This is a genomic window from Sphingobium sp. DN12 (assembly GCF_051058005.1).
Lineage (GTDB): Bacteria > Pseudomonadota > Alphaproteobacteria > Sphingomonadales > Sphingomonadaceae > Sphingobium > Sphingobium yanoikuyae.
The window spans coordinates 4274990-4293091 of the sequence record NZ_CP173717.1; the positions used below are offsets into that span (position 1 = coordinate 4274990).

Here is an 18102-nt window from a genome sequence, read left to right on the forward strand (position 1 = left end):
GATGGTCGAACGCACCGACGAACAGCATGCGGAGAAGATGAAGAAGAAGCAGGCCGCCCATGACAAGATCATGGCGACCAAGACCCAGGAAAAGGGCCTGCTGATCGTCCATACCGGCAAGGGCAAGGGCAAGACCACGGCGGCGCTGGGCATGGTCGTCCGCATGATCGGCCATGGCCGCAAGGTCGGCGTGGTCCAGTTCGTGAAGGGCGCGATGACCACCGGCGAAAAGGCGGTGTTCGATGCCTTCCCCGAACAGGTCGAATTCAAGCCGATGGGCGAGGGCTTCACCTGGAACACCCAGGATCGCAGCCGCGACATCGCGCTGGCCCGCGAAGCGTGGGACGAGGTGACGCGCATGGTCGCCGACCCCGATTATGCGATGGTGCTGGCCGATGAGCTCAATATCGTGCTGCGCTACGACTATCTGCCGCTGGACGAGGTGCTGGCGGTGCTGACCGCCAAGGACGACATGAAACATGTCGTCGTCACCGGCCGCAACGCGCCCGAGGCGCTGATCGAGGCGGCCGACCTGGTCACTGAAATGACCATGATCAAGCATCCCTTCCGCAGCGGGGTGAAGGCGCAGGCCGGCATCGAATATTGATGCAGGCCTTCGATCCCGATTTCTGCGTGACGCTGACGGAGTTGCTGACTTGGCGCCGCGACGTGCGCCATTTCCGCACCGATCCGCTGGACGAGGCGGTGGTGCTGGAACTGCTGACGCTGGCGCAACTGGCGCCCTCGGTCGGCAACAGCCAGCCCTGGCGCTTCGTCCGGGTAAAGACGCCAACGCTGCGCGCGACACTGGCCGATCATGTCGATGCCGAGCGGGAGCGCGCCACCAGCCAGATCGCCGACGCGACCCGGCATGACGCCTATCGCGCGCTGAAGCTGCACGGCCTGGGCGAGGCGCCGGAGATCATCGCCGTCTTCTGCGACGATGCGACCACGGCCGGCGCGGGGCTGGGCGCGGCGACCATGCCGCAGACCCGGCTCCATTCGGTGGTGCTGGCGATCCATACGCTGTGGCTGGCAGCGCGGGCGCGCGGGCTGGCGCTCGGCTGGGTATCGATCCTCGATCCGGCCTTTGTCGCGCGGACGCTGGAGGTGCCCGACGACTGGACCTTCGCCGCCCTGCTGTGCCTGGGCCATCCCGAAGCGGTCGCCGACACGCCCGAGCTGGACCGGCTGGGCTGGCAAGCCCGGCTCGGTCCGCTGGCCCAGATCAGCGAGTGCTGACCAAACCGCCTTTTCGGGGATGAAGCGAGGCTCTACTTCGCCAGTCGGAGGAACTGGCGAGTAGACAGGCACGTTTTTCGAGCCGTCATAAGATAATGGCAGGAGAAGAACATGCATAAGAACGGGTCCGTCATTGGCAGCCTATTGGCTGCATCCGCACTTTTTCTGACCAGCACGCCGGCCTTTGCTGGAGATGAGGAACGGGCACTGGCCGCCATCTCCCAGGCACAGGGCAAGATCGACGCAGCGACCAAGCTCAACGCATCGCCCGACCTGCTGTCCCGTGCGCAGGCGTCGCTGCGCCTGGCGCAGGAAGAACTGAAAAGCGGCAAGGAGCAGAAGGCGATCGCGTCCGCCATCGATGCCCAACAGGCCGCCGACATGGCGATCGGCGAGAATAAGCAACAGGCCGACGCCGACGCGCAGATCCAGGCGCAGACGGCTGCCAGCGCGCAGATGCAGGCCGATGCCGCCAATGCCCGCGCCGACGCCGCCGAACGGGCCGCCGCCTCGGCAGCGGCCGATGCCAAGGCCGCGCAGACTTCGGCATCGCTCGCCGCCGCCACTTCGCCGACCACCACCGTGACCACCGAAACGGTCAAGGCCGCACCATCGCGGAGCAGCGCACACAAGCGCACGACCACCGTGGTCAAGAAGAAGGCCGCACCGACCACGGTTGCGGAACGCACGACCACCACGGTGACGACGCAGAACTAATTATCGTCACATATGCCTGGACGCCCTCTCCCCCAGCGGGAGGGGGCGTTGCTATTGCGGGGCGACCTCGAACATGTCCTCGATCCCCGGCTCCTGCGGCATGTCGTCGCGCTCGGTGGCCTGACGCGCCCACATGGTGGCATAGAGACCGTCGGCGCGGACCAGATCGGCATGGCGGCCGCGCTCGACGATGCGGCCGGCGTCCAGCACGATGATTTCGTCGGCATCGACCACGGTCGACAGGCGATGGGCGACCACCAATGTCGTGCGCTTGCGGCTGATGTCGCGCAGCACGGTCTGGATCTCGGTCTCGGTGCGGCTGTCGAGCGCGCTGGTCGCTTCGTCCAGTACCAGTAGCGGCGGGTCTTTCAGTAGCGTGCGGGCGATGGCGACGCGCTGTTTCTCGCCGCCCGACAGCTTGAGGCCGCGCTCGCCGACGCGGGTGTCATAGCCCTGCGGCAGGCTCATGATGAAGTCGTGGATCGACGCCGCCCTGGCCGCGGCCTCGATATCCGCCTGGCTCGCGCCTTCGCGGCCATAGCCGATATTATAGCCGACCGTGTCGTTGAACAGCACCATGTCCTGCGGCACGATGCCGATCGCGGCGCGCAGCGATGCCTGCGTCACGGCGGCGATATCCTGCCCGTCGATCGACACGGTGCCGCCCTGGATATCGTAGAAGCGGAACAGGATGCGGGCGATGGTCGACTTGCCCGCGCCCGATGGGCCAACGATGGCGAGGGTCTTGCCCGCCGGCACTGCGAAGCTGACGCCATGGAGGATTTCACGCTCGGGATCATAGCCGAAGCGGACAGCGTCGAAGCGGACCGCGCCGCCCGCCACCTGCAGCGCCGGGGCACCGGGCGCGTCGGCCACCTCCGTCTCGGTATCGATCAGCTTGTACATCGCCTCCATGTCGATCAGGCCCTGGCGGATGGTGCGATAGACCATGCCGAGCAGGTCGAGCGGGCGGAACAGCTGCGACAACAGCGTGTTCACCAGCACCACGTCGCCGGTGGAAAATTGCCCCCGGCTCCAGCCCCAGACGGTATAGGCCATCGCCCCGCCCATCATCAGGTTGGTGATCAGCGACTGGCCGATATTGAGCCAGGCGAGGCTGTTTTCCGACTTTACCGCCGCCTTGGCATAGCGGCGCATGGCGGTGCCGTAGCGCCGCGCCTCGCGCTCCTCGGCGCCGAAATATTTGACCGTCTCGAAATTCAGCAGGCTGTCGACGGCATGGGCGACGGCGCTGGTGTCCATGTCCACCATGTCGCGGCGCAGCTGGTTGCGCCATTCGGTGACGAGCCGGGTGAACCAGATATAGAGGGCGACCATGACCAGCGTCGCGGCGACCAGGCCGGGGCCGAACTTCACCAGGAAGATGGCGCAGACGGCGAGCAGTTCCAGCACCGTCGGCGCGATGTTGAACAGCAGGAAATAGAGCATCGTGTCGATGCTTTTGGTGCCGCGCTCGACGATCTTGGTGACGGCGCCGGTGCGCCGGTCGAGATGGAAGCGCAGCGACAGGCGGTGGAGATGGACAAAGACATCGTCGGCCAGGCGCCGGCCCGCTTCCTGCCCGACCTTCTCGAAAATGGCGTTGCGCAGATTGTCGAACAACACGCCGCCAAAGCGCGCGCCGGCATAGGCGACGACCAGCGCCATGGCGAGGCCGGCGGCCGGCTCCAGCCCCGGCGCCATCCGGTCGATCGCGCCCTTATAGGCGAAGGGCATGGCGAGGGTGACGACCTTGGCCAGCGCGACCAGCGCCAGCGCCACCGCGACACGACGGCGCAGCGCCGGCGCATCGGCCGGCCAGAGATAGGGAATGAAGCGCCGCAGCGTGGCCCAGGCGGGCGGAAGGGGCGTGGAATCGGGCGTGGCTGGGGGCATTTGTCGCTATTTAGGGCATGACGGGCGGCAATCCAGTGGCGCGACCATCCGGCCGGTCCCGCAAAAGCGTCCCTTGTTGGAGATGATCCGCTTAACTTCGCACATTTCCCGCACATTCTGACATTTTCTTGCGCCCCGCCGATCCTATCGAAAAGTCGGGAACCGGGTGGCAAGGATAGCAAAGCGGGCTGCTGTAGGACAGCATCTTGCCCCGATACGGCGCCCATGGCAGGCTTCGCCTCCGTCATCCTTCCCCGACAAGGAGCACGGCATGGAACCCTTCAGTGCGGCCCCCTTCAGCATGGCTTTGGCCCCCGAAAGATTGTGGCAGGCGATCAATCCCCTGACCTGGACGCAGAGCGGCGGCCAGGTCGGCCTCATCAATATCGCGCTCGGTCAGACGGCACGCCCGGACATAGAGCGCACGGTGCTGAACGAGGTGGGGAGCTATGGCCGGCAGATCGGCCGGATCGGCGATGCGCTCGAAGTGCTGATCCGCCATTTCGAGATGAAGGATCTGCCGCAGGCGGAGCGCGATGCGCTGACGATCCTGATGGGCCAGCTGGCCGAGGTCCGCAAGGTCAAGGCGCGCGAACGGGACGGGTGATATGGGGTTGGAACAAGGCATAGCCCCTCCCTTCCAGGGAGGGGTTGGGGTGGGTTGCGAGCGTAGCGAGCTTCTGCCCTATCGATCGTAGACCGCCGCTGCGCGGCGCACCCACCCCCGGCCCCTCCCTGGAAGGGAGGGGAGTAGGGAACAGCCGCTTCTGCTCGAAACCTGCCAATCCCCACAGGCGTCATCCTGACGACAGTCAAGATCCATTCTGCACTGCGCCAGATAGGGCTTGCTGAATGGATTCCGGATCAAGTCCGGGATGACGACGAGGGAGAGGGCAGCATTGGGCCGTCAGCCATCAATGACGGGAGATAGTTGCTTCCGCTCATCCTCAGCAATGTCGCGCCGGACGCGATCCGGTCGCACGGGTGGGCGCCATCGCCCACCGCTTTCCTATTCGCCCTGTCTCTGGTCTACCCTTGGCGATGCGACAGCGCGTTCCTTCGTCACCCCGTCTTCTCCATCCGGCGCCTGCCCGGTGCGCAACCGGTGCGTGGGTGTCGCCTCGGCGGCGCGCGGCGGGGGCGATCCGGGCGCGGTGCGCGGACCCGCCCCCTGTTGGAGGTGACGCGTCATGGATGCGTGACCGGCGCGTCACGGGGGCAAAACCGGCGCAAAAGGCCCCGAAAGCCCGTTTACACTGTGAACTTCGGGAGAGGCGTCTTCTATCGGCCCTGGCGCAGGATTGCCGGCGCCTCCCGCCAGGTGCCCGGCGCGATGTCGTCGATCGTCCAGTCGCCGATGCGCCAGCGGACCAGGCGCAAGGTCGGCAGCCCGACCGCCGCGGTCATGCGGCGGACCTGGCGATTGCGGCCTTCGCGGATGGTGAGGCGCAGCCAGCAATCGGGCACGCTCTTGCGGAAGCGCACCGGCGGGTCGCGCGGCCACAGCGCGGGATCGTCGATCCGCTCGACCTCCGCCGGCAGGGTCATGCCGTCCTTGAGCTGCACGCCGCGCCGCAGCGCCGCCAGCGGCGCATCGTCGGGGTCGCCCTCCACCTGGACCAGATAGGTTTTGGGCATCTTGAAGCGCGGGTCGGCGATGCGCGCCTGCAACCGGCCATCATCGGTCAGCAGCAACAGCCCCTCGCTGTCGAGGTCGAGCCGGCCGGCGGGATAGACGCCGGGCTGGTCGACATAGTCGGCCAGGGTCGGGCGCGGCGGGCCGGTGCGCTCATCGCTGAACTGGCAGAGCACGCCATAGGGCTTGTTGAGGAGGATCAGTCGTCCCACGCGTCGTCCTCCTCATCCTCGAACGCGATGCTGCCCTGATTGTGGAGCAGCACCAGCAGCGCGATCGCGGCGGCATCGCCCGCCAGCGCCGGATCGAGGTCCAGCGTGTCGTCCGCGCACAATTGCTGCGCCAGCGCCGCGCTGGCGCCGGTGCAGTCATGCGATGCGCCATCGACGAACAGCATGATGGCGTCTTCCGCCCGGACGAAGGCGAAGCGGCTGGCCGGATTGCGGCGCAGGGGGGCGCCTTCCGCCACCAGCGCCTGCATGGATGCGGCGTCGATCGCCGCTTCGGGCGACCAGTCGATCTCGGGATATTTGCGGGTGCTGCTATATTCGCCGAACCAGCGGGCAAAGCCGGCGGGATCGGCCAATTGCTCCAGCACCATCGCCTGCAACCGGGCCAGCGCGGCCGGCGCGATCTCGCCGGGATTGGCCTGGCGCGCCAAGGCGGGGTCGGCATAGCGATCATCCTCGCCCAGCCCTTCAAGCAGCTGGTCGGTCCAGCCCTCGATCAGTTCGCTGCGCGCCGGCGCACGGAAGCCGACCGAATAGGTCATGCAATCATCGCCCACCGCGACGCCATCATGGGCGATGCCGGGCGGGACATAGAGGATGTCGCCGGGTTCCAGCACCCATTCGTCGGTCGCGTCGAATTCGGCCAGCAGGCGCAGATCGGCATGGGGGCGCAGCGGGCTGCTATCGTCGCACGCCTGGCCGATGCGCCAGCGGCGGCGGCCCGCGCCCTGGATCAGGAAGACGTCATATTGGTCGAAATGCGGGCCGACGCCGCCGCCGTCGCTGGCATAGCTGACCATGACATCGTCGATCCGCCAGTCGGGGATGAAGCGGAACGGGGCGATCAGCGCCGCGACATCGGGCACCTGATGATCGACCGCCTGCACCAGCAGGGTCCAGGGGCTGGCGCCGAGCGCGGCGAAGCGATCCTCCGCCAGCGGCCCCTGTTCCATTTTCCAGTCGCCGTCCGCCTGCACCACCAGCCGCGACTCGATGCCCTCCTCGCAGGCTAGGCCCGCCAGTTCCTCGGGCGCCAGCGGGTTGCGCCATTGCGCCCAGGGATTGCGGATCAGCAGCGGCTTTTGTTGCCAATAGTCGCGCAGGAACAGGTCGATATCGAAATCATGCAGATGCATCGGGGTCTCGCCGGGAAGGGGCGGCGCGCGGGGCGCGCCTGCCATCGGCCCGAACCCTTGCCCCTGTGCCCTGCCAATGTCAAAGCGGATGGACCGGATCGGCAGGAGGGGCGGGCATGGCCAGGCTGTTGGGGGCGATAATGGCGGGTGGACGCGCGACCCGCTTCGGCAGCGACAAGGCGGCGGCGCTGCTCGACGGGCGGCGGCTGATCGACCATGCGATCGATGCGCTCTCTCCCCATGTCGCCGCGATCGCGATCTGTGGCCGGACCGAGGAAGCCTATCTCAGCCTGCCCGACCGGCCGGGGCCGGACATGGGGCCGCTGGGCGGCCTCAACGCCGCGCTGCATCATGCCCAGGCCCACGGCTTTGACGGCGTGCTGACCAGCGGCTGCGACATGCCCTTCTATCCGGCCGACCTGCCCGCGTTGCTGATCGGCGAGCGGGCGGCGATCCTCGACGGGCAGCAGCTGCTCGGCTGGTGGCCGGCCGCGCTGGCGCCCGAACTGGACGCGCATCTGGCGGAAGAGAATAACCGATCGATCCGCGGCTGGCTGGCGCGGATTGGTGCGCGCACCGTGACGCTGCCGGGGCTGGTCCTGCCCAACATCAACCGGCCCGATGATCTGGCCGCGATCCGGCGCGATCGGGGGTAGCGCTCCCATTTTTTGCGGCGGGATGCGAAAAACACTTGTCCCCCCGCGCCATCCTGCCATTGTCCGGCGCGTCGGATGCGGGGAACGGGGATTCCCATGCACCGGACAGGGGCAAGGAGGGGTGCATGGATCTGGTCCATGTCGGCGCGGCGTTGGCGGTGCAGATGGTCGTCATTCTTGGCGCCTGTCGCCTGTCCGGCTGGCTGGTCGGCCGGTTCCTGCGCCAGCCACGGGTGATCGGCGACATGATCGCGGGCATCCTGCTTGGTCCCTCGCTGCTCGGCTGGCTGGCGCCGCAGGCCCAGGCGCTGCTCTTCCCGATCGAGACCCGGCCGCTGCTGCAATTTGTCGCGCAGGCCGGCATCGGCCTCTACATGTTCCTGGTCGGCCTCGGCTTTCGCCGCGCGCATTTCCATCTTCAGGCGGGCAGCGCCGTTGCGGTTTCGCTGTGCGGCATCATCGTGCCCTTCCTGGGCGCGGTGGCGCTGACGCCCTGGCTGTCGGCCATGGGGCTGTTTGGGCCGACGGTCACGCGGTTCGAGGCGACCCTGTTCATCGGCGTCGCCATTTCCATCACCGCCTTTCCCGTGCTGGCGCGGATCATCCGCGAACGGGGGCTGGGCGGCACGCCGCTGGCCGCGCTGGCGCTGTCGGCCGGGGCGATCGACGATGCGATCGCCTGGTCGATCCTGGCGATCCTGCTCGCCTGCATCGGCGCGGACGGAATGATCGCGGTCCGGGCGCTGGGCGGCGGCGGGCTGTTCGCGATCGTCATGCTGTTCCTGGGCAGCCGGCTGCTTGCGCCGCTCGCTCGCTGGGCGGAGCGGGAAGGGCGGGTCACGCCGGCCATGTTGCTGGTCGTGCTGCTGCTGTTCGGCGGTTGCGCCTGGGCGATGGACATGGCCGGACTGCATGCCGTGTTCGGCGGCTTCCTGCTGGGGGTGGCGATGCCGCGCGGCATCCTGTCGCAGGGGCTGGCCCGCAGGCTGGAACCGATGACCATCGGCCTCCTCGTGCCGATCTTCTTCACCGTTTCCGGCCTCAATACGCAGGTGACGATGGTCAGCAGCCTGTCGCTGGCGCTGGTTGCGCTGGCGATCCTGGCGGCATCGATCCTGGCCAAGGGGGGCGCCTGCTGGGCGGCGGCGCGGCTGACCGGGCAGGACAATGTCACTGCGCTCGCCGTCGGCGCGCTGATGAATGCGCGCGGCCTGATGGAATTGCTGGTCATCAATATCGGCCTGCAGCGCGGCATCATCGGGCCGGAACTGTTCGCGATGCTGGCGTTGATGACGATCGTGACGACGATGATGACGGTTCCGGCGATCGACCGGCTGGCGCGCCGGAAGGGGCTGGGCGGCCCGATTGCCGACGGGCCGGACGATGACCCCGCCGCGCGCGCCGTCGCCACGCCCGGTGCTGCCTGACCGATGCGGCGCCCCATCCTGTTTCCCCTTCCGCTGGAATGACCGACATGCATGCAGATTTTCCGACGTCCGACCGGGTGGTGAAGCGAGTGGTGGTCGCCGGCGGCGGCACGGCCGGCTGGGTGACGGCGACCGCGCTGGTGCGCCATCTGGGGCCGCTGATCGACATCACGCTGATCGAATCCGACGCGATCGGCACCATCGGCGTGGGCGAATCCACCGTGCCGACCTTCCGCGGCTTCCACCAGTTGATGAAGATCCGCGAAGACCGCTTCATGGCCGAGGCGCAGGCGACGGTGAAGCTGGGCATCGAGTTCAAAAATTGGGGACGGGTCGGCGACCGCTATATCCACCCGTTCGGCACGATCGGGCTGCAATGGAGCTGGATGGCCGATTTCCACCATTTCTGGCTGCATGCCAGGGCGCAGGGCTTTGGCGGCGAGCTGGGCGAATATTGTCTGGAATGGGTGGCGGGCGAGGCCAATCGCATGTCGCTCAGCAGCTCGGTCGCGCCCAGCTATGCCTATCATATCGACGCGGCGCGCTATGCCCGCTTCCTGCGCAGCCTGGCCGAGCCGGCAGGGGTGAAGCGAGTCGAAGGCAAGATCCGCAATGTCGAACTCGCGCCCGAGAGCGGCCATATCGCGGCATTGGTGCTGGAATCGGGCACGCGGATCGAGGGTGACCTGTTCATCGACTGCACCGGCTTTCGATCGCTGTTGCTGGGCGAGGCGCTGGGTGTCGGGTTCGAGGATTGGGGCCAGTGGATCCGCACCGACCGCGCGGTCGCGGTCCAGTCCACCTCCGACGGTCCGGCCCAGCCCTATACCTCGGCGATCGCGCATGAGGCGGGCTGGCGCTGGCGCATCCCGCTGCAACATCGCGACGGCAACGGCTTCGTCTTTGCCAGCGATTTCATGTCCGACGACGAAGCCCATGCCCGGTTGCTGGCGGAGATCGAAGGGGAACCGATCGTCGACCCGTGGCTGGTGCGGTTCAAGACCGGCACCCGGACCAGGGCCTGGCACAAGAACTGCGTTGGCCTGGGGCTGGCCGGCGGCTTCATCGAGCCGCTCGAATCGACCAGCATCCACCTGATGATGGCGGCGGTGACGCGGCTGATCGAGGATTTCCCCTTCCACGGGTTCGACGACGCGCTGCTCGACCATTTCAACCGCAAGTCACGGCTGGAGTTCGAGAATATCCGCGACTTCATCATCCTTCACTATCATGTGACCCAGCGCGACGATTCCCGCTTCTGGGATCATTGCCGGACGATGGAGATACCCGACAGCCTGAAGGAAAGGCTGGCGCTGTGGCAGGAAAATGGCCGCGCCTATCAATTGGGGCATGAACTGTTCCGGGTCGACAGCTGGTCATCGGTGCTGCTGGGACAGGGCATGCACCCGCGCGGCTATCATCATGTCGCGGCGATGATGCCCGAACCGCAGCTGCGCGAGGAGCTGGCGCGGATGCGCAAGGACATTGCCGGGGTCGTGGCGGAGATGCCCAGCCATCGCGAATTCCTGCGCCGCTATTGTCCGGCAGAATTGGTCTAGTCAAAAAATGCGCATCGGTAGAATATTTTTTGCAATGCACAATAAAACATAAAAAACCTTTATTTTCAGTCAAATATAAATCTGTAAATCAAACCCTTAGGGACTTTAACCGATCATAGCATCATAATTGACAACGCTGGCCATTAGGCTAGCATGAACGTCCAATAAGGCTCGATGTGGGCGAGCTGTTAAAAAAGGGAGGATTCTGAAATGGGTTTACCATATTCCAGATTCATGCGTTGCGCGTCTCTGATAGCGCTAACGTATAGCGTTACACCAACGATGGCGCAGGCGCAGGACGCCGCCGTCCAGAATGCCGAAGCCGACATCATCGTCACCGGCGTGCGTGCCAGCCTTGATCGCGCGATCGACATCAAGCGCAATTCGAGCGGTGTGGTCGATGCCATTTCGGCCGAAGATATCGGCAAGTTCCCCGACACCAACCTGGCGGAATCGCTTCAGCGTATCACCGGCGTGTCGATCGATCGCGTCAATGGCGAAGGGTCTCAGGTCACGGTCCGCGGCTTTGGCGGCGGCTTCAATCTGGTGACGCTGAACGGGCGCGCGCTGCCATCGGCCAATGTCACCTCCGTCGGCGGCGACCAGAATGCCGACTATTCGTCGGGCACCAGCCGCTCCTTCGACTTCGGCAATCTGGCGTCGGAAGGCGTCAGCACGCTGGAAGTTTACAAGACCGGTCGCGCGGCGATCCCGTCGGGCGGCATCGGCGCGTCGATCAACGTCGTCACCCGCAAGCCGCTCGACGCGCGCGAGGCGGGCTTCAGCGGCACGATCGGCGTCAAGGCGCTCTATGACACCAGCGTCGAGAAGAGCCTGAGCGATCCGGCCAAGATCACGCCGGAAGCATCGGGCCTGCTGAGCTGGCGCGACGAGAATGAAGTGTTCGGCGTGTCGATCTTCGGCAGCTACCAGAAGCGCAATTTCTCGACCCGCGGCGCGACGGTCAACAACTGGAACATCCGTCGCTACAGCCAGTTCGCCGATCCGGCCAACGGCTTCGTTAACGCCAATACCCAGATCAGCAACGCGCCCACCGACCCCAACACCCTGGTGTCGGTGCCCAATGACAGCAGCTATTATTATTCGCAGGGTTCGCGCGAGCGCATCAACGGATCGGCCGTCGTGCAATTCCGTCCGACCGAGACGCTGACCTTCACCGCCGACGCGCTGTTCGCCCAGAACAAGCAGCATGAACAGCGCGCCAGCCAGGGCAACTGGTTCAACCGGCCCTTCGCCCAGGTGGAGTTTGACGGCAATCCGGTGGTCGCCACGACCAGCTATCTGCAGGAGAATATCGCCGGCGTTAAGGACGCGGCCTTCGAACAGGCCGAACGCGGCGTGCGCAACCGGCTGCAGGATTATGGCCTGAACGCGAAGTGGGAAATCAACGACCGCGTCACCCTGTCGATCGATGGCCATACCGGCCTGGCGCAAAGCTCGCCGGACAATCCCAATGGCGTGAGTTCGACGCTGGTGGGCCTGGGCGCGCCGATCGTGGCGTCGCAGTCGGCCGATTTCAGCGGCGTCATCCCAGTCCAGTCGATCACCATCAATGATGCCCTGCGCGGCAATGGAAATGGTGTGCTCGACCTGGGCGACCTGGGGTCGCAGATGGGCCGCACCGTGTCCTCGGCGCAGCGCCAGCGGCTCAACGAGATCCGCGCCGACCTGGGCTGGGAACTGGATGATGGCGGCAGCCGCTTCGATGTCGGCGCCAATTACCGCACGTCCAAGATGCGCCAGACCCGCACCCAGACGCAGCAGACCCTGGGCGACTGGGGCATCAGCAATGTCGGCGATATCGCATCGGTCGCGCCGGGCGTGCTGCAGGAATATTGCCTGGTCTGCAAGTTCGACAATTTCGATGCCAAGGGCCAGGGCGCAACTCTGACCGCCTTCCAGGGCAGCGCCGTCGATCTCTATAATGCGCTGTCGCCTTATTATGCCCAGCGCGGCAATGCGATCGGCATCACCCAGCAGGAAGATAACCGGGTCAAGGAGGATATCTGGTCCGCTTATGGCCAGTTGACCTGGAAGGGCGAACTGGCGGGCCGTCCGGCATCGCTGGTGGTCGGCGCACGTTACGAACGGACCAAGGTGCGTTCGACATCGCTGGTGGCGGTGCCGCAGGCGATCAACTGGGTATCGGACAACGACTTCACCCTGGTGGTGTCGGATGAGGTCCAGCCGGTTTCGGACAGCGGCAATTACAACAACTTCCTGCCCGCGATGGACTTCCAGATCGAGCTGGCGAAGAATTTCATCGGTCGCTTCTCGTTCAGCAAGACCATTGCCCGGCCCGATTATGGCAATCTGTTCGTGGCAAGCTCGGTCGGCACGCCGCCGCGTCCGATCGCGCTCGGCGGCTTTGCCACCGGATCGACCGGCAATGCCCGCCTGTCACCGCTGATTTCCGACAATCTCGATCTGTCGTTCGAATGGTATTACAAGCCGTCGAGCTACATCTCGGCGGGCGTGTTCGAAAAGCGGGTGCAGAATTTCGTCGGCACCGGCCAGACGACGCGCAACCTGTTCGGGCTGCGCGACGTCAGTTCGGGCGCGGCGGGATCGCGCTCGGGCACGGCACTGGCCGAACTCAAGCGGCTGGGTGCGGACCCGAGCGACGTCAACCTGTTCACGATGACGGCATTGCTGCAGCAGCAGGGCAATATCGATGCCGCGTCGCAGCAGTTCCAGGCGAACTATTCGAACGGCGCGCTCAGCCAGGCCTTCATCGACCAGGTGCTGACCGAAGTCGACCTGACGCCGGACGCCAACGACCCGCTCTACGATTTCGAGGTCACGCAGCCGATCAACAACCGGCAGGGCAAGATCTGGGGCTTCGAACTCGCCGCCCAGCATTTCTTCGGCAATACCGGTTTCGGTGTGTCGGCGGCCTATACGCTGGTCCGGGGTGACGTGGGCATCGATGTCGGCGCCGATCCGAGCGAGGACCAGTTCGCGCTGGTCGGCCTGTCGGATACCGCCAACGCCACGCTGATCTATGACAAGAACGGCCTGTCGGCGCGTCTCGCCTATAACTGGCGCGACAAGTTCCTGCAGTCGGCCAACCGTGGCGGCGGCGATCGCAACCCGGTGTTCGTGCGCCCGTTCGGCCAGCTCGATCTCAACATCAGCTGGGATGTGTCGGAACAGTTTGCCGTCTCGTTCGAGGCGATCAACCTGACCGAGAGCGACATCCGCACCTATGGCCGCGACAAGAGCAACCTGTGGTATGCGCAGGAGCTGGACCGTCGCTTCTTGCTGGGTGGTCGCTTCCGCTTCTAAGGGGGTGAGCCGGGGCCGTCCTGCCGGGCGGCCCCGACTTTCACGATTGCGTCGGGCGGACTGCATCGGGGCGGGCCTCGCAAAGGGCTTTTCCTGCGCCGCCGACGCCCTACTATGGCCGCCCGTTCATGCGGCACGCCGGATATTCCATGACCAGCACGATGATACTCGATCCCATCACCCATGCCGCGCTTCGGGTCGCACCGGGCAATGGCGCTGCCTTCGGCGATGCCGTCAACCAGACGCTGATCTTCCCGACCGAGATCGACGCGATCCAGCGGGAATATCCGATCCTGATCCAGCGCGATGGCCAGGGTGCCTGGCAGCTCACCGCGCTGCTGGGTTTCGATCGCGACGAAAATCTGTTTCTCGACGCCGGGGGTTGGACCGCACGCTATGTGCCCGCCGTCCATCGGCGCGGTCCCTTCCTGATCGGCATGCAGCAACGCGATGGCGAAGATCATCCGGTGATCCATGTCGACCTCGACGATCCGCGCGTCGGCGCGGCAGGCGAAGCGCTGTTCCTGCCCCATGGCGGCAACGCGCCCTATCTGGACCATGTCGCCGATGCGCTGCGCACCATCCATGAAGGCCATGGCCTGAGCGCGCCGATGTTCGCCGCGTTCGAACAGGCCGGGCTGCTGGCGCCGATCGCACTGGACATCGCGATCGATGACGCGCAGCGCTATGACATTGCCGGTCGCTTCACCATCGATGCCGATCGGCTGGAGGCGCTGGATGGTCCGACGCTGCAGGCGCTGCATCAGGCGGGCCTGTTGCAACTGGCCTATGCGATCCGCTCCTCGCTCGCCAATATCGAGGATCTGATCCTGCGCAAGCGGGCGCGGCAGGCGGCGTGACGCTGCGCCAGACCCGGCGGATTGCCGCCAGCGACCTGACGCCTGGCTGGCTCGACGATCTGATGGCGGCGCAGAGGCCGGTCGTGATCGGCGGACTGGTCGATGGCTGGCCGCTGGTCGCTGCCGGGCGACTGTCGGCGCAGGCGGCGATGGACCGATTGCTGGCCGATTATGGCGGCGCGCCGGTCACCGGCTATGTCGGCGCGCGGGATGCCGGGGGCCGCTTCTTCTACAATGATGAACTGACCGGCTTCAATTTCGATCGCGGGCAGGCGCCGCTGCCCGATTATCTCGACAGGATCCGGGCGGATGCCAGTGGCGAGGGTCCGGCCATCTATATCGGGTCGACCGATGTCGACCGCTATTTCCCCGGCCTGCGCGCCGACCATGACCTGCCCGGCCTGTTCGGCGAGGCAGTGCCGACCGTCAGCCTGTGGATCGGCAATCGCACGGTCGCCGCGACCCATTATGACAGCTCGCACAACCTGGCCTGTTGCTTGGTCGGGCGGCGCCGCTTCACCCTGTTTCCGCCCGACCAGGTCGGCAATCTCTATCCCGGCCCGCTGTCGCCGACGCCTGGCGGTCAGGTGGTCAGCATGGTCGATCCGGCCGCGCCCGACCTGGCCCGTTATCCGCGCTTTGCGCAGGCGCTGGCGGCCGGCGAGGTGGCCGAACTGGAGCCGGGCGATGCGCTCTTCTACCCGGCGCTGTGGTGGCATCAGGTCGAGGCGCGCGACGGCTTCAACATCATGATGAACTATTGGTGGGACGCCGTCCCCGACTTCATCGACACGCCGATGGCGACGCTGCTGCACGGGCTGCTCAGCATCCGCGAGCGGCCGGAGCCTGAGCGCATGGCCTGGCGCGCGCTATTCGACCATTATCTGTTCGGACCGGCGCAGGATGCGCGCGACCATCTGCCCGATCATGCCCAGGGGCCGTTGGCGCCGCTGACGCCGCTGGAGGCGCGACGCCTGCGGGCGATGGTGATGCAGCGCCTCAATCGCTGAAAGGGCGGCGCCAATCGAGCGTTGCACGCGTTTTATGATAACGCTATCAATTGCGCAAATCGCAAGGAGAGGATGATATGACGATCAAGCGCGGAATGTGCCTGCACGCATGGCCGCTGGCCCTGGGACTGGCGCTCGCCGCCTGCCAGCAGGCGCCGGAACAGAAGGGCGAACAGAAGACCGAGCAGCCGGCCGGCAATGCCGCGAGCGGCAAGCGCGATGCGTCCGAATATCTGTCCCAGCCGCTGGTCAGCGACATCTACACCGCCGATCCGTCCGCCCATGTGTGGAACGGCAAGATCTATGTCTATCCCAGCCACGACATTGACGGGCCGACGCCCGAGGATGATCTGGGCAGCCATTTCGAAATGCGTGACTATCATGTCCTGTCGATGGACAAGATCGGCGGGCCGGTGACGGTCGGGCCGGTGGCGCTGGACGTGAAGGATGTGCCCTGGGCCGACAAGCAGATGTGGGCGCCCGACGCGGCCTACAAGAATGGCACCTATTATCTCTACTTCCCGGCCAAGGACAAGGAAGGCGCTTTCCGCATCGGCGTTGCAACCTCGAAGGATCCGATGGGGCCGTTCAAGGCGCAGCCGCAGCCGATCAAGGGCAGCTATTCGATCGATCCGGCCGTCTTCACCGATGCCGACGGGCAGAGCTATATCTATTTCGGCGGCATCTGGGGCGGCCAGTTGCAGCGCAATATCGGCGGGAAATATGATCCGGACGGGTCGAAGACCGACCTGAAACAGGATGAGAAGCCGGCGATCGCGCCGCGCGTCGCCAGGCTGAACGGCGACATGCTGGAATTTGCCGAAACCCCGCGCGAGATCCAGATCCTGGACGACAAGGGCAAGCCGCTGCTGGGCGGCGACCATGATCGCCGCTTCTTCGAGGCGTCATGGATGCACAAGCATGATGGCAAATATTATTTCAGCTACTCGACCGGCGACACCCATTATCTGGTCTATGCCGTCGGCGATTCCCCCTATGGCCCCTTCACCTACAAGGGCCGCATCCTGGAGCCGGTCGAAGGCTGGACCACCCATCATTCGATCGTCGAATGGGGCGGCAAGTCCTGGCTCTTCTATGCCGACAGCCAGTTGTCGGGGCAGACCCGCCTGCGCAACGTCAAGGTGACGGAACTGCACTACAATGCCGATGGCAGCATCCAGACGATCAATCCGCTGCTGCCCAAGAAGGGCGCCGCGCACTGAGGACGAGGGGAAGCGCGGCGATCAAGTCGCGCTTCCCCTTTCATGTCATGCGCCAGGCAGCGCCGTCCATTTTTCATCGCCCGCCGCATTGGCGATGACGGTTTCGACGAAGCCCATGGTTTGCAAACCGTCGCTGACCGACGGGAACCAGGCTTCGCCGCCCCGGATGCGCGTGGCGAAGGCGCGGTAGAGATTGGCGAACGCCTCGATATAGCCTTCGGGATGGCCGCTGGGCGTGCGCAGCAGCGGCAGGGTCGAGGGCAACAGGCCCGGTCCGGCCGCGCGTAGCACTTCAGTGGGCCGATCCAGCCAGCGCAGGATCAGCGTGTTGGGTTCCATCTGCGCCCATTCCAGCCCGCCATGTTCGCCATGGATGCGCAGCTTCAGGCCATTTTCGTCGCCGGCCGCGACCTGCGTCGCCTTGAGGATGCCGCGCGCGCCATTGTCGAGGCGCAGCAGCACATTGACATCGTCGTCGAGCCGGCGCCCCTCGACATGGATGCTGAGGTCCGCGCAGATTTCGCTGACCCGCAGGCCCGACACATGTTCGGCCAGGTGAAAGGCATGGGTGCCGATGTCGCCTAGGCAGCCGCCCAGGCCGGCACGGGCTGGATCAGTGCGCCATTCGGCCTGCTTGTTGCCATCACGGTCGATCGCCTGGCTGAGCCAGCCTTGCGAATATTCGACCTGCACCAGCCTGATCCTGCCGAGGTCGCCACGCGCGACACGCGCCCGCGCCTCCTCCACCAGCGGATAGCCGCTATAGGTGAAGGCGAGGCCGAAATGCCGGCCCGAGCGTTCGGCAGCGGCGGCAATCTGGCGCGCCTCGGCCAGATCGAGCGCCATCGGCTTTTCGCAGAAGACATGAAACCCCGCGTCGAGCGCGGCGATCGCCATCGGCGCATGGAGATAATTGGGCGTCACGATCGACAGGGCATCGATCCGCTCGTCCGCCGGCAGCGCCTGCTCGCCCGCCAGCAGCGCGTCGAGCGAATCATAGGTGCGTGCCGGATCGATTCCCAGCGCCTCGCCCGAGCGCTGGTTGCGATCCGTGTCGCCGCTGAAGGCGCCGGCCACCAGTCGCCAATCACCATCCAGTGCCGCGGCAGCGCGGTGGATCGCCCCGATAAAGGCGCCTTCGCCACCGCCGACCATGCCCAGGCGCAACGCTTTTCCCGCCATCCTCTTCTCCTTCGCAATT

15 protein-coding genes are annotated in these 18102 nt (G+C 65.7%); 11 read left to right on the top strand and 4 right to left on the bottom strand.

Going from position 1 to position 18102, the window contains the following annotated elements; translation table 11 throughout:
• The first annotated feature begins 1 nt into the window (after position 1).
• The 3 genes from cobO (at position 2) to ACI6S0_RS20280 (ending at position 1959) form a co-directional block, all read left to right on the top strand.
• On the top strand, positions 2-607 hold the full coding sequence (gene cobO / locus ACI6S0_RS20270; RefSeq protein ID WP_434404136.1) for a cob(I)yrinic acid a,c-diamide adenosyltransferase: 606 nt from the start codon (positions 2-4) through the stop codon (positions 605-607).
• Positions 607-1242 carry a 5,6-dimethylbenzimidazole synthase gene (bluB, locus tag ACI6S0_RS20275; RefSeq protein ID WP_434404137.1) on the top strand — a complete coding sequence of 212 codons (636 nt, stop codon included), beginning with the start codon at positions 607-609 and terminating at the stop codon, positions 1240-1242. Before cobO ends, bluB begins: the two co-directional genes overlap by 1 nt.
• A gap of 111 nt (positions 1243-1353) precedes the next feature.
• Positions 1354-1959: a hypothetical protein gene (locus tag ACI6S0_RS20280; RefSeq protein WP_099232665.1), complete on the top strand. Its 606-nt coding sequence runs from the start codon at positions 1354-1356 to the stop codon at positions 1957-1959.
• 51 nt (positions 1960-2010) lie between these two features.
• Here the strand turns inward: ACI6S0_RS20280 and ACI6S0_RS20285 are convergent, their stop codons facing one another.
• Positions 2011-3855, bottom strand: coding sequence for an ABCB family ABC transporter ATP-binding protein/permease (locus ACI6S0_RS20285; RefSeq protein WP_434404139.1), 1845 nt, complete (start codon positions 3853-3855; stop codon positions 2011-2013).
• Positions 3856-4126: 271 nt separating this feature from the next.
• Between ACI6S0_RS20285 and ACI6S0_RS20290 the strand changes: the two genes are divergently transcribed.
• On the top strand, positions 4127-4462 hold the full coding sequence (locus tag ACI6S0_RS20290; RefSeq protein ID WP_278393135.1) for a hypothetical protein: 336 nt from the start codon (positions 4127-4129) through the stop codon (positions 4460-4462).
• Positions 4463-5136: 674 nt separating this feature from the next.
• Here ACI6S0_RS20290 and ACI6S0_RS20295 read toward each other — a convergent pair.
• Both ACI6S0_RS20295 and ACI6S0_RS20300 read right to left on the bottom strand, forming a co-directional pair.
• On the bottom strand, positions 5137-5703 hold the full coding sequence (locus ACI6S0_RS20295; protein WP_010336407.1) for a pseudouridine synthase: 567 nt from the start codon (positions 5701-5703) through the stop codon (positions 5137-5139).
• Positions 5691-6902, bottom strand: a complete 1212-nt coding sequence (locus ACI6S0_RS20300) for a JmjC domain-containing protein (protein WP_434404140.1) — start codon at positions 6900-6902, stop codon at positions 5691-5693. Before ACI6S0_RS20300 ends, ACI6S0_RS20295 begins: the two co-directional genes overlap by 13 nt.
• A gap of 71 nt (positions 6903-6973) precedes the next feature.
• On the opposite strand from ACI6S0_RS20300, the gene mobA reads away from it, so the two are divergent.
• The 7 genes from mobA to ACI6S0_RS20335 all read left to right on the top strand — a co-directional run bounded on the left by mobA (position 6974) and on the right by ACI6S0_RS20335 (position 16901).
• Positions 6974-7513 carry a molybdenum cofactor guanylyltransferase gene (mobA, locus tag ACI6S0_RS20305; protein WP_434404142.1) on the top strand — a complete coding sequence of 180 codons (540 nt, stop codon included), beginning with the start codon at positions 6974-6976 and terminating at the stop codon, positions 7511-7513.
• Between the two features lie 125 nt (positions 7514-7638).
• On the top strand, positions 7639-8940 hold the full coding sequence (locus tag ACI6S0_RS20310) for a cation:proton antiporter (protein WP_434404143.1): 1302 nt from the start codon (positions 7639-7641) through the stop codon (positions 8938-8940).
• 47 nt (positions 8941-8987) lie between these two features.
• Positions 8988-10499 carry a tryptophan halogenase family protein gene (locus ACI6S0_RS20315; RefSeq protein WP_434404144.1) on the top strand — a complete coding sequence of 504 codons (1512 nt, stop codon included), beginning with the start codon at positions 8988-8990 and terminating at the stop codon, positions 10497-10499.
• A 282-nt stretch (positions 10500-10781) separates the two neighbouring features.
• Entirely contained in the window at positions 10782-13808 is a 3027-nt protein-coding gene (locus ACI6S0_RS20320; protein ID WP_434404145.1) for a TonB-dependent receptor, read from the top strand.
• 149 nt (positions 13809-13957) lie between these two features.
• The gene (locus ACI6S0_RS20325; protein WP_434404147.1) at positions 13958-14668 is read left to right on the top strand and encodes a SapC family protein; all 711 of its coding nucleotides are present in this window, start codon (positions 13958-13960) and stop codon (positions 14666-14668) included.
• Positions 14665-15678: a cupin-like domain-containing protein gene (locus ACI6S0_RS20330; RefSeq protein WP_434404148.1), complete on the top strand. Its 1014-nt coding sequence runs from the start codon at positions 14665-14667 to the stop codon at positions 15676-15678. The genes ACI6S0_RS20325 and ACI6S0_RS20330 overlap by 4 nt, the downstream gene beginning before the upstream one ends.
• A 77-nt stretch (positions 15679-15755) precedes the next feature.
• A complete protein-coding gene (locus ACI6S0_RS20335) occupies positions 15756-16901 on the top strand; it encodes a glycoside hydrolase family 43 protein (RefSeq protein ID WP_434404150.1) in 1146 nt (381 codons plus the stop codon).
• Between the two features lie 45 nt (positions 16902-16946).
• On the opposite strand, the gene ACI6S0_RS20340 is transcribed toward ACI6S0_RS20335, so the two are convergent.
• Positions 16947-18083: a Gfo/Idh/MocA family protein gene (locus ACI6S0_RS20340; protein WP_434404152.1), complete on the bottom strand. Its 1137-nt coding sequence runs from the start codon at positions 18081-18083 to the stop codon at positions 16947-16949.
• Positions 18084-18102 lie beyond the last annotated feature (19 nt).

Excerpts from the sequence above, each read along its gene's own strand:
- ACI6S0_RS20340 (WP_434404152.1), bottom strand. The coding sequence starts at position 18,083 with ATGGCGGGAAAAGCGTTGCGCCTGGGCATGGTCGGCGGTGGCGAAGGC.
- ACI6S0_RS20335 (WP_434404150.1), top strand. The coding sequence starts at position 15,756 with ATGACGATCAAGCGCGGAATGTGCCTGCACGCATGGCCGCTGGCCCTG.
- ACI6S0_RS20315 (WP_434404144.1), top strand. The coding sequence starts at position 8,988 with ATGCATGCAGATTTTCCGACGTCCGACCGGGTGGTGAAGCGAGTGGTG.
- cobO (WP_434404136.1), top strand. The coding sequence starts at position 2 with ATGGTCGAACGCACCGACGAACAGCATGCGGAGAAGATGAAGAAGAAG.
- ACI6S0_RS20280 (WP_099232665.1), top strand. The coding sequence starts at position 1,354 with ATGCATAAGAACGGGTCCGTCATTGGCAGCCTATTGGCTGCATCCGCA.
- ACI6S0_RS20325 (WP_434404147.1), top strand. The coding sequence starts at position 13,958 with ATGACCAGCACGATGATACTCGATCCCATCACCCATGCCGCGCTTCGG.
- ACI6S0_RS20320 (WP_434404145.1), top strand. The coding sequence starts at position 10,782 with ATGGCGCAGGCGCAGGACGCCGCCGTCCAGAATGCCGAAGCCGACATC.
- bluB (WP_434404137.1), top strand. The coding sequence starts at position 607 with ATGCAGGCCTTCGATCCCGATTTCTGCGTGACGCTGACGGAGTTGCTG.
- ACI6S0_RS20290 (WP_278393135.1), top strand. The coding sequence starts at position 4,127 with ATGGAACCCTTCAGTGCGGCCCCCTTCAGCATGGCTTTGGCCCCCGAA.
- mobA (WP_434404142.1), top strand. The coding sequence starts at position 6,974 with ATGGCCAGGCTGTTGGGGGCGATAATGGCGGGTGGACGCGCGACCCGC.
- ACI6S0_RS20310 (WP_434404143.1), top strand. The coding sequence starts at position 7,639 with ATGGATCTGGTCCATGTCGGCGCGGCGTTGGCGGTGCAGATGGTCGTC.
- ACI6S0_RS20285 (WP_434404139.1), bottom strand. The coding sequence starts at position 3,855 with ATGCCCCCAGCCACGCCCGATTCCACGCCCCTTCCGCCCGCCTGGGCC.
- ACI6S0_RS20300 (WP_434404140.1), bottom strand. The coding sequence starts at position 6,902 with ATGGCAGGCGCGCCCCGCGCGCCGCCCCTTCCCGGCGAGACCCCGATG.